Source organism: Shigella sp. FC1661 (genome assembly GCF_001712525.1).
GTDB lineage: Bacteria > Pseudomonadota > Gammaproteobacteria > Enterobacterales > Enterobacteriaceae > Escherichia > Escherichia coli.
The window spans coordinates 1-10,178 of record NZ_MDGW01000054.1 but is presented as its reverse complement, the minus strand read 5'-3'; the positions used below and the strand labels follow the sequence as shown (position 1 = coordinate 10,178).

General features: G+C 51.0%; 8 protein-coding genes, 1 tRNA gene and 3 pseudogenes. 4 read left to right on the top strand and 8 right to left on the bottom strand.

From position 1 onward, the window contains the following. Positions 1-294 (top strand): integrase core domain-containing protein (locus tag BFF42_RS04220; RefSeq protein WP_146627975.1); only part of this gene is annotated, 294 nt, incomplete at its 5' end. Between the two features lie 44 nt (positions 295-338). Then, a pseudogene (locus BFF42_RS04215) lies at positions 339-809 on the top strand (tyrosine-type recombinase/integrase); the annotation flags it as partial. 14 nt (positions 810-823) lie between these two features. On the opposite strand, the gene BFF42_RS04210 reads toward BFF42_RS04215, so the two are convergent. From BFF42_RS04210 to proB, 3 genes and pseudogenes are all read right to left on the bottom strand, one after another. Then, positions 824-899: transfer RNA gene (locus BFF42_RS04210), tRNA-Thr, on the bottom strand. 114 nt (positions 900-1,013) lie between these two features. Next, on the bottom strand, positions 1,014-2,267 hold the full coding sequence (gene proA / locus BFF42_RS04205; protein ID WP_000893275.1) for a glutamate-5-semialdehyde dehydrogenase: 1,254 nt from the start codon (positions 2,265-2,267) through the stop codon (positions 1,014-1,016). Positions 2,268-2,278: 11 nt separating this feature from the next. Next, positions 2,279-3,381: pseudogene (proB, locus tag BFF42_RS04200) on the bottom strand (glutamate 5-kinase). 287 nt (positions 3,382-3,668) lie between these two features. Here proB and phoE point away from each other — a divergent pair. Next, complete coding sequence (gene phoE / locus BFF42_RS04195; RefSeq protein WP_039058982.1) at positions 3,669-4,724, top strand: phosphoporin PhoE; 1,056 nt, start codon at positions 3,669-3,671, stop codon at positions 4,722-4,724. A 38-nt stretch (positions 4,725-4,762) separates the two neighbouring features. Here the strand turns inward: phoE and crl are convergent, their stop codons facing one another. The 3 genes from crl to gpt all read right to left on the bottom strand — a co-directional run bounded on the left by crl (position 4,763) and on the right by gpt (position 7,016). Beyond that, positions 4,763-5,164 (bottom strand): sigma factor-binding protein Crl, encoded by a 402-nt coding sequence (gene crl, locus BFF42_RS04190; protein ID WP_000174677.1) that lies wholly within the window; start codon positions 5,162-5,164, stop codon positions 4,763-4,765. Positions 5,165-5,221: 57 nt separating this feature from the next. Beyond that, the gene (gene frsA, locus BFF42_RS04185) at positions 5,222-6,466 is read right to left on the bottom strand and encodes an esterase FrsA (RefSeq protein ID WP_000189552.1); all 1,245 of its coding nucleotides are present in this window, start codon (positions 6,464-6,466) and stop codon (positions 5,222-5,224) included. Positions 6,467-6,557: 91 nt separating this feature from the next. Then, positions 6,558-7,016, bottom strand: coding sequence for a xanthine phosphoribosyltransferase (gene gpt / locus BFF42_RS04180; protein WP_001291986.1), 459 nt, complete (start codon positions 7,014-7,016; stop codon positions 6,558-6,560). A gap of 260 nt (positions 7,017-7,276) precedes the next feature. Between gpt and pepD the strand changes: the two genes are divergently transcribed. Beyond that, the gene (gene pepD / locus BFF42_RS04175) at positions 7,277-8,734 is read left to right on the top strand and encodes a cytosol nonspecific dipeptidase (protein ID WP_001293009.1); all 1,458 of its coding nucleotides are present in this window, start codon (positions 7,277-7,279) and stop codon (positions 8,732-8,734) included. A gap of 56 nt (positions 8,735-8,790) precedes the next feature. On the opposite strand, the gene prfH is transcribed toward pepD, so the two are convergent. Next, positions 8,791-9,405: a peptide chain release factor H gene (gene prfH / locus BFF42_RS04170; protein WP_039060010.1), complete on the bottom strand. Its 615-nt coding sequence runs from the start codon at positions 9,403-9,405 to the stop codon at positions 8,791-8,793. Continuing rightward, positions 9,402-10,000: pseudogene (locus tag BFF42_RS04165) on the bottom strand (RNA ligase RtcB family protein); the annotation flags it as partial. The pseudogene BFF42_RS04165 and the gene prfH, both read right to left, overlap by 4 nt. Between the last annotated feature and the right edge of the window lie 178 nt (positions 10,001-10,178).

Here is a 10,178-nt window from a genome sequence, read left to right as displayed (position 1 = left end):
GATCGAGGTTCACAGTACTGCGCATACGATTACCGGGTCATACAGGAGCAGTCTGGTCTGAAAACATCAATGTCGCGTAAAGGTCACTGTTACGACAACGCTCCGATGGAAAGCTTCTGGGGAACGCTGAAAAATGAGAGCCTGAGCCACTATCGTTTTAATAACCGGGATGAAGCCATCTCAGTAATACGGGAATACATTGAGATTTTCTACAATCGTCAGCGTCGTCACTCTCGTCTGGGGAATATCTCCCCGGCAGCCTTCAGGGAAAAATATCATCAGATGGCTGCTTAAAAAAAGAACAAATGGTAGTGTCCGCTATTGCCAGTACACCTCACCGGGTGGCATGGATAAACCCGGAAGAGAGTAAATCAAACCGCGCAATTGGCGTTGCGCTGAATGATACTGCATGTCGCGTATTGAAAAAACAAATCGGGAATCATCACCGTTGGGTATTTGTGTATAAGGAAAGCTGTACCAAACCAGACGGAACGAAAGCGCCAACAGTCAGGAAGATGCGGTATGACGCAAACACAGCCTGGAAAGCGGCGCTGAGACGAGCAGGTATTGATGATTTCAGATTTCACGACTTGAGACACACCTGGGCAAGTTGGCTGGTTCAGGCCGGAGTCCCGTTATCAGTGTTACAGGAAATGGGAGGCTGGGAGTCTATCGAAATGGTTCGTCGATATGCTCACCTCGCACCTAATCACCTTACCGAACACGCACGGCAAATAGACTCGATTCTGAACCCATCGGTCCCAAATTTGTCCCAGTCAAGAAATAAGGAACGTACTAATGATGTGTAACTTATTGATTTAAATGGTGCCGATAATAGGAGTCGAACCTACGACCTTCGCATTACGAATGCGCTGCTCTACCAACTGAGCTATATCGGCCCTGAAAGGACATGTTCACGAACGTGAATCACGGTGGACAAGGTTAAAACTAACCGGGCGATGCGTCAATGGCCTTGTGAATCAAATGGCTACTTTTGCATCACCCGGTTTTATTTACGCACGAATGGTGTAATCACCAATGCCGATCCACTTGTAAGTGGTCAGTGCTTCCAGCCCCATTGGGCCACGCGCGTGGAGTTTTTGTGTGCTTACCGCCACTTCCGCACCCAGACCAAACTGGCCGCCGTCGGTAAAACGCGTAGAGGCGTTAACGTAAACAGCGGACGAATCCACTTCGTTAACAAAACGCTGGGCGTTGCGCATATCGCAGGTCAGGATCGCATCGGAGTGTTGTGTGCCGTGTTCACGAATATGGGCGATGGCATCGTCAAGATCGCTGACGATTTTGACGTTCAAATCTAATGACAGAAACTCATCGTCATACTCTTCGGCTTTAACAGCAACCACCTTCGCAGGGCCTGCCTGCAACTGCGCCAGTGCAGCTGCATCTGCGTGTAATGTCACGCCGCTTTCCGCCATTTGTTTGCTTAATGCGGGCAGGAAGCTATCGGCGATGTTTTTATTCACCAGCAACGTTTCAACCGTATTACATGTGCTCGGACGCTGAGTTTTCGCGTTGACGATCACTTTTAATGCTTCAGCGATCTCTACACTTTCATCAACGTAAATATGGCATACGCCTATACCACCTGTGATCACCGGGATTGTCGACTGTTCACGGCACAGTTTATGCAAACCAGCGCCACCACGCGGGATCAGCATGTCGATGTATTTATCCATACGCAGCATTTCACTGACCAGCGCACGGTCAGGATTATCAATCGCCTGCACGGCACCCGCCGGTAAGCCGCAGGATTTCAGGGCGTCCTGAATCACCGCCACCGTTGCAGCGTTAGTGCGACACGTTTCTTTGCCACCGCGCAGGATCACCGCATTACCGGTTTTCAGGCACAGCGAAGCGACATCAACCGTCACGTTCGGGCGCGCTTCATAAATCACGCCAATAACCCCCAGCGGTACGCGACGACGCTCAAGACGCAGGCCGCTGTCCAGTACGCCGCCATCGATTACCTGCCCCACCGGATCGGCGAGGTTGCACACCTGACGTACATCGTCGGCAATGCCTTTCAGCCGTGCGGGCGTCAGTGCCAGACGGTCAAGCATCGCTTCGCTAAGGCCATTGGCTCGCGCGTCAGCAACATCCTGGGCGTTAGCGTTGAGGATGATTTCGCTTTGTGCTTCCAGTTCATCGGCGATTTTTTCCAGCACGCGATTTTTTTCGCGGCTGGAGAGTTGCGCTAATTTATACGAGGCTTGCTTCGCGGCAATGCCCATTTGTTCCAGCATCGGCCAGCTCCTTAACGGGTAATCATGTCATCACGGTGAACGGCAACCGGGCCGTATTCATATCCCAGTATTGCATCAATTTCTTGCGAGTGGTGTCCGGCAATACGGCGTAATGCATCGCTGTTGTAACGACTGACACCGTGGGCGATATCGCGACCTTCGAGGTTGCAAATGCGGATGACTTCACCACGCGAGAAATTGCCAGTCACGCTTTTAATGCCTTTCGGCAACAGGGAGCTGCCGCGTTCCAGAATGGCGGCAGTTGCCCCTTCATCTACCGTGATTTCACCCGCCGGCGCGCACCGAAAATCCAGCGTTTACGGTTTTCAAGCGGAGTCGCCTGGGCATGGAACAGCGTACCGACGGAAATGCCTTCCATCACATCACCAATAACGCCCGGCTTGCTGCCCGCGGCAATAATGGTGTCGATACCCGCACGGCAAGCCACGTCAGCGGCCTGCAATTTGGTACTCATGCCGCCAGTTCCGAGGCCTGAAACGCTGTCACCGGCAATCGCGCGCAGTGCGTCATCAATGCCGTAAACATCTTTAATCAGTTCTGCCTGCGGATTGCTGCGCGGGTCAGCGGTATACAAACCTTTTTGATCGGTCAGCAGCAACAGTTTATCGGCACCCGCCAGAATCGCCGCCAGCGCAGAAAGGTTATCGTTATCGCCGACTTTAATCTCTGCCGTAGCGACAGCATCGTTCTCATTGATTACCGGAACGATATTGTTATCGAGCAACGCACGCAGGGTGTCGCGGGCGTTCAGGAAGCGTTCACGGTCTTCCATATCAGCACGGGTCAGCAGCATTTGCCCGACGTGAATGCCATAAATCGAAAACAGCTGTTCCCACAGTTGAATCAGTCGACTCTGCCCTACCGCTGCCAGCAGTTGTTTCGAGGCGATAGTCGCTGGCAGTTCCGGGTAACCCAGGTGCTCACGTCCGGCGGCGATCGCGCCCGACGTCACAATAACAATCCGATGCCCGGCGGCATGTAACTGCGCGCACTGGCGAACAAGTTCAACGATATGGGCACGGTTCAGACGGCGCGATCCGCCTGTTAGCACACTGGTGCCGAGTTTTACCACCAGCGTCTGGCTGTCACTCATGATTCTCTGCCATTCAATTTTAGGAAAAATGATATCAAACGAACGTTTTAGCAGGACTGTCGTCGGTTGCCAACCATCTGCGAGCAAAGCATGGCGTTTTGTTGCGCGGGATCAGCAAGCCTAGCGGCAGTTGTTTACGCTTTTATTACAGATTTAATAAATTACCACATTTTAAGAATATTATTAATCTGTAATATATCTTTAACAATCTCAGGTTAAAAACTTTCCTGTTTTCAACGGGGCTCTCCCGCTGAATATTCGCGCGTTAATTAAAATCAGGAATGAAAATGAAAAAGAGCACTCTGGCATTAGTGGTGATGGGCATTGTGGCATCTGCATCCGTACAGGCCGCAGAAATATATAACAAAGACGGTAATAAACTGGATGTCTATGGCAAAGTTAAAGCCATGCATTATATGAGTGATAACGACAGTAAAGATGGCGACCAGAGTTATATCCGTTTTGGTTTTAAAGGCGAAACACAAATTAACGATCAACTGACTGGTTATGGTCGTTGGGAAGCAGAGTTTGCCGGTAATAAAGCAGAGAGTGATACTGCACAGCAAAAAACGCGTCTCGCTTTTGCCGGGTTGAAATATAAAGATTTGGGTTCTTTCGATTATGGTCGTAAGCTGGGCGCGTTGTATGACGTGGAAGCCTGGACCGATATGTTCCCGGAATTTGGTGGCGACTCCTCGGCGCAGACCGACAACTTTATGACCAAACGCGCCAGCGGTCTGGCGACGTATCGGAACACCGACTTCTTCGGCGTTATCGATGGCCTGAACTTAACCCTGCAATATCAAGGGAAAAACGAAAACCGCGACGTTAAAAAGCAAAACGGCGATGGCTTCGGCACGTCATTGACATATGACTTTGGCGGCAGCGATTTCGCCATTAGTGGGGCCTATACCAACTCAGATCGCACCAACGAGCAGAACCTGCAAAGCCGTGGCACAGGCAAGCGTGCAGAAGCATGGGCAACAGGTCTGAAATACGATGCCAATAATATTTATCTGGCAACTTTCTATTCTGAAACTCGCAAAATGACGCCAATAACTGGCGGCTTTGCCAATAAGACACAGAACTTTGAAGCGGTCGCTCAATACCAGTTTGACTTTGGTCTGCGTCCATCGCTGGGTTATGTCTTATCGAAAGGGAAAGATATTGAGGGCATCGGTGGTGAAGATCTGGTTAATTATATCGACGTCGGTGCTACGTATTATTTCAACAAAAATATGTCAGCATTTGTTGATTATAAAATCAACCAACTGGATAGCGATAACAAATTGAATATTAATAATGATGATATTGTCGCGATTGGGATGACGTATCAGTTTTAATAGATATTGCCGGATGTGATGCATCCGGCACATTTCACTCACGCCGTTAACTTCACCGGCTCGTCACGAAAATCATCCGCCGGTTCCAGCTTCAGATTCAGCGTCGTCAGCAGTTCACGCAGCTTCTCGTGAAACTCACGCAGGGTGTGCTCCAGTCGTTCAACCACTTCAGTATCTTTTACAGGAACACTCTTCCAGTCGCCTGCTTTATCGAACAGACCAAACTGGTAGCTGTAGGTAAAACGGGATTCCTGCGCTTCCAGCTCCATCCACCAGCCCCAGAATTCACGCACTTCCGGTGCCGGTTTCACGTTGACGCATACAGCCAGACAATCGAAAAAGAATCGATTATCTTCGCACTTACCTTCACGAATATACGGGCCTAGTGCGGTAAATTTTTTGATCAATCTGCTCTTCGGGTGTCCACTCGGTAACGTCATTGCTATCTCCTGTTGTGATGCAACTGTTTTACCAAATTGGCAAAATTTAGCAAATTTTTAACACAAGCGTTTTTCGATCCAGCCGGTGATTTCCTGAAGACCTTTGTCAAAATTCCGATACACCGGGTTAAATGGGATCTCTAATAATTTACCGTCAGCAGATGATGAGGTGATTAAGCGTGAGTCCTCTTCCGGGCTGAACGGATCGTTCTTCCAGTAGCCTGATAACATTGGCGTTGGGCAGCGACGTCCCAGCAATCCTTGCACTTTTAATGAATAGCGATTCAGCTCCACGCGTAACGCTTCGTCGGAAGCATCATGCATCCCCAAACGACTCGCCAGAACGTCAAGATACATTTCCGGCACCTGTTGCTGGCACTTAAAATCACTCAACAGGGTATGAACTACCGGACCAAGACAGGCAACCGCTTTCAGACGCGGCGATTCAAGATATGCCAGACGCACGGCAACGTTAGCGCCGAAACGGAAACCAAAGGCCGCGACGCGAGTGTGATCCACCCACGGTACGTTAGGCAGCGCCTTTAAGACGTGCTGATGCAACAGGCTGGAGTCCTGGGTGAGCTTCCATTTTGAAGAAAAGCCCACCGACGGCATATCAATAGTCAGCATCACAATGCCGCGCGGCGCAAAATAACGTTCATACAGGCTGTAATAGTCCGTCTGCATCGCATCCAGACCACCACACATTAATACTGTCGGGAACGGGCCATCGCCTTTCGGCATATGCAAAAAGCCGGTGATGGGCGCACCGCCGGGTACGGTAAACTCCATCTGCCGCATCGTGCCCGGCAGACGCTGGGCGGCCTCTTCATAGGCGCGGTTTGATAAAGCCTGCGCTTGCTCGGCCAGGTCATCTCCTTTCAGATGAGGATAGGCGGCAATGTTGTACAACGTAGCCGCATGCAGCCAGTGTCGACCACTGAGTTGCGGATCTTCTTCCGCACAGGCTTTTTGTTGCCACACCATCGCCTGGGTGGCCCACTCATAAATCCAGTTGCCACCACGGTAGCCAATCACAGTATCGTATAAATCATCGTCGGTACGTTCAGCATCGCTCATCACAATACGTGCCTGGACGTCGAGGATTTCACGTGGGTCAATACCGCGCCAGATCCACATCAGACGGTTAATCATGCGATACCAGTGAGGGATGGTTTTACCATCAAGAGCCGACTGCACAGGCGGTTGTGCGCCGTGATTAAAGCGGCGGACTAGCGTCGAGGTTTCAGGATGTTTAAAGCGGGGTTTGAACAGGGTTTCGCTCAGGTTTGCCTGTGTCATGGATGCAGCCTCCAGAATACTTACTGGAAACTATTGTAACCTGCCTGAAGTTAAAAAGAACAACGCCCGGCAGTGCCAGGCGTTGAAAAGATTAGCGACCGGAGATTGGCGGGACGAATACGACGCCCATATCCCACGGCTGTTCGATCCAGGTATCTTGCGGAATATCAACAACATAGTCATCAACCAGCGGACGACCAGCCGGTTTTGCGAAGATGGTGACAAAGTGCGCTTTTGGATACATTTCACGAATCGCAACAGCAGTACCACCGGTATCCACCAGGTCATCAATAACTATGAAGCCTTCGCCATCGCCTTCTGCGCATTTCAGCACTTTAAGCTCTCGCTGGTTGTCGTGATCGTAGCTGGAAATACAAACGGTATCGACATGACGAATACCCAGTTCACGCGCCAGTAACGCACCCGGTACCAGACCGCCACGGCTTACGGCAATAATGCCTTTCCATTGTTCAGAAGGCATCAGTCGGCTTGCGAGTTTACGTGCATGGATCTGCAACATGTCCCAGGTGACGATGTATTTTTCGCTCATGTGAAGTGTCCCAGCCTGTTTATCTACGGCTTAAAAAGTGTTCGAGGGGAAAATAGGTTGCGCGAGATTATAGAGATCTGGCGCACTAAAAACCAGTATTTCACATGAGTCCGCGTCTTTTTACGCACTGCCTCTCCCTGACGCGGGATAAAGTGGTATTCTCAAACATATCTCGCAAGCCTGTCTTGTGTTGACAACATTTTCTGCTAACCCTGTGACCTGCAATACTGTTTTGCGGGTGATCGACAAGGAGACTTAACGTGTCTGAACTGTCTCAATTATCTCCACAGCCGCTGTGGGATATTTTTGCCAAAATCTGTTCTATTCCTCACCCGTCCTATCATGAAGAGCAACTCGCTGAATACATTGTTGGTTGGGCAAAAGAGAAAGGTTTCCATGTCGAACGCGATCAGGTAGGTAATATCCTGATTCGTAAACCTGCTACCGCAGGTATGGAAAATCGTAAACCGGTCGTCTTACAGGCCCACCTCGATATGGTGCCGCAGAAAAATAACGACACCGTGCATGACTTCACGAAAGATCCTATCCAGCCTTATATTGATGGCGAATGGGTTAAAGCGCGCGGCACCACGCTGGGTGCGGATAACGGCATTGGTATGGCCTCTGCACTGGCGGTTCTGGCTGACGAAAACGTGGTTCACGGTCCGCTGGAAGTGCTGCTGACCATGACCGAAGAAGCCGGTATGGACGGTGCTTTTGGCTTACAGAGCAACTGGTTGCAGGCTGATATTCTGATTAACACCGACTCCGAAGAAGAAGGTGAAATCTACATGGGTTGTGCGGGGGGTATCGACTTCACCTCCAACCTGCATTTAGATCGTGAAGCGGTTCCAGCTGGTTTTGAAACCTTCAAGTTAACCTTAAAAGGTCTGAAAGGCGGTCACTCCGGCGGTGAAATCCACGTTGGCCTGGGTAATGCCAACAAACTGCTGGTGCGCTTCCTGGCGGGTCATGCAGAAGAACTGGACCTGCGCCTTATCGATTTCAACGGCGGCACACTGCGTAACGCCATCCCGCGTGAAGCCTTTGCGACCATTGCTGTCGCAGCTGATAAAGTCGACGCACTGAAATCTCTGGTGAATACCTATCAGGAGATCCTGAAAAACGAGCTGGCAGAGAAAGAGAAAAATCTGGCCTTGTTGCTGGACTCTGTAGCGAACGATAAAGCTGCCCTGATTGCGAAATCTCGCGATACCTTTATTCGTCTGCTGAACGCCACCCCGAACGGTGTGATCCGCAACTCCGATGTAGCCAAAGGTGTGGTTGAAACCTCCCTGAACGTCGGTGTGGTGACCATGACTGACAATAACGTAGAAATTCACTGCCTGATCCGTTCACTGATCGACAGCGGTAAAGACTACGTGGTGAGCATGCTGGATTCGCTGGGTAAACTGGCTGGCGCGAAAACCGAAGCGAAAGGCGCATATCCTGGCTGGCAGCCGGACGCTAATTCTCCGGTGATGCATCTGGTACGTGAAACCTATCAGCGCCTGTTCAACAAGACGCCGAACATCCAGATTATCCACGCGGGCCTGGAATGTGGTCTGTTCAAAAAACCGTATCCGGAAATGGACATGGTTTCTATCGGGCCAACTATCACCGGTCCACACTCTCCGGATGAGCAAGTTCACATCGAAAGCGTAGGTCATTACTGGACACTGCTGACTGAACTGCTGAAAGAAATTCCGGCGAAGTAATTATTTGATTTGCTGCCGGATGGCGTTTAATCGCCTTCCGGCAGTTTCATCCTTCATTATCCTTCGATAAAAGCCATCCCTGTAAATGTCCGTCTCGGGTTGCCACGTTCAATCTGGTGATGGAACATTCGCCGCTGCGATTTCAGCACCGCGCTATTTTCCTGTTGCTGCTGCTCCAGCTTCCAGGCAATCAGCAATCGTGCCAGCCGCTTGTTAGCATGCTGACTACGCTCTGACTGAACCTTCACGCTAATACCGGATGCCAAATGCGTGGCGCGTACCGCCGAGTCGGTTTTATTGACATGTTGACCGCCCGGCCCCGACGAACGCAGCGTCTCATACCGGATCGCATCGGATTGCTCCTGCTCATCAGCGGTAAAACGCCCAATGCCCAGAAACCAGTTTTTGCGCCCATGATGAGGCCGATACGGACTCGGACAAATCCACTGAATAGTGCCACACCAGCTTTCGCTTAATGCCCATGCGTTATCGCCATCCAGAGAAACCAGAGCTGAACGCAGCGTGTCAGAGTAGCGGCCCGTTTCTGTTTCCAACACCGTTACCGCGACGTCTTGTCGGGCAGCTTCTTTAATTAGCCTGTCCAGCGCCTTTTTCACTGCGAGACAACATTCTTCCGGCCCCTCCGCTGAGGAGAGTTGTAGCAAGATCATCCTTTTTTCCCTCCACTGTTTTTGAGCGTTAGCACCGGACGCAGCCGCGCGACAGGAATAATTAAACCGGCCTGCACCAGACATTGCACCACGCTTTCAGCCGATTTATAGGCTTGTGGCGCTTCTTCAAAGATGAGTTGTTTATCGCGACAAATTATCCGACTGCCAAGTTCAGTCCGCGAGAGTTGCGTCACCGTGTATTTCGCTGCCAGACGCCATTTACACTCGGTGCGCCCCCATTTACGCCCTGCCCCATGCGCCAGCGAGTGGAGCGTTTTTTCGTTCGCAACAGGCTGTACAATCCAGGAGTAATCACCAGACCGTTGTCATCCGGCGTGGCACCTTTACGATGCAACCAGCCCTGTTGATCGCCGATTTGACACGCGCTAACAAAGTTATGCGCCACATCCAGAACCGGACTTCCCGTGGCCTTAACTTGTTGCATTATGCGCAAAGCGATCATCTGGCGATTAATACACGCAAACGCCAGCGCATCGTCATGTTCCGCAATATACCGTAGCGCGTCGTCACTGCCTTGAGGCAAACCATGATGCGAGAACGAGGCAATATGCCGCTGTAAAATAGACTGCCCCGTTACTTTATTCGTACCCCTTATAATGGGGTGTTAGCCAGCCAGACCCGGCATGATTACTGCCCCCAGTCGTCCATGATCCGGGGGGTGATGTCACCGGGTCTGGTGGGGCGCTGGTAACCGCTAATAGGGGTCAGGTCAGGCACTTTTGCCGGGACCGTCTGTAACGTGGATGCCGGTA

Coding starts and splice junctions, on each gene's coding strand:
- proA (WP_000893275.1), bottom strand. CDS start 2,267: ATGCTGGAACAAATGGGCATTGCCGCGAAGCAAGCCTCGTATAAATTA.
- phoE (WP_039058982.1), top strand. CDS start 3,669: ATGAAAAAGAGCACTCTGGCATTAGTGGTGATGGGCATTGTGGCATCT.
- crl (WP_000174677.1), bottom strand. CDS start 5,164: ATGACGTTACCGAGTGGACACCCGAAGAGCAGATTGATCAAAAAATTT.
- frsA (WP_000189552.1), bottom strand. CDS start 6,466: ATGACACAGGCAAACCTGAGCGAAACCCTGTTCAAACCCCGCTTTAAA.
- gpt (WP_001291986.1), bottom strand. CDS start 7,016: ATGAGCGAAAAATACATCGTCACCTGGGACATGTTGCAGATCCATGCA.
- prfH (WP_039060010.1), bottom strand. CDS start 9,405: ATGATCTTGCTACAACTCTCCTCAGCGGAGGGGCCGGAAGAATGTTGT.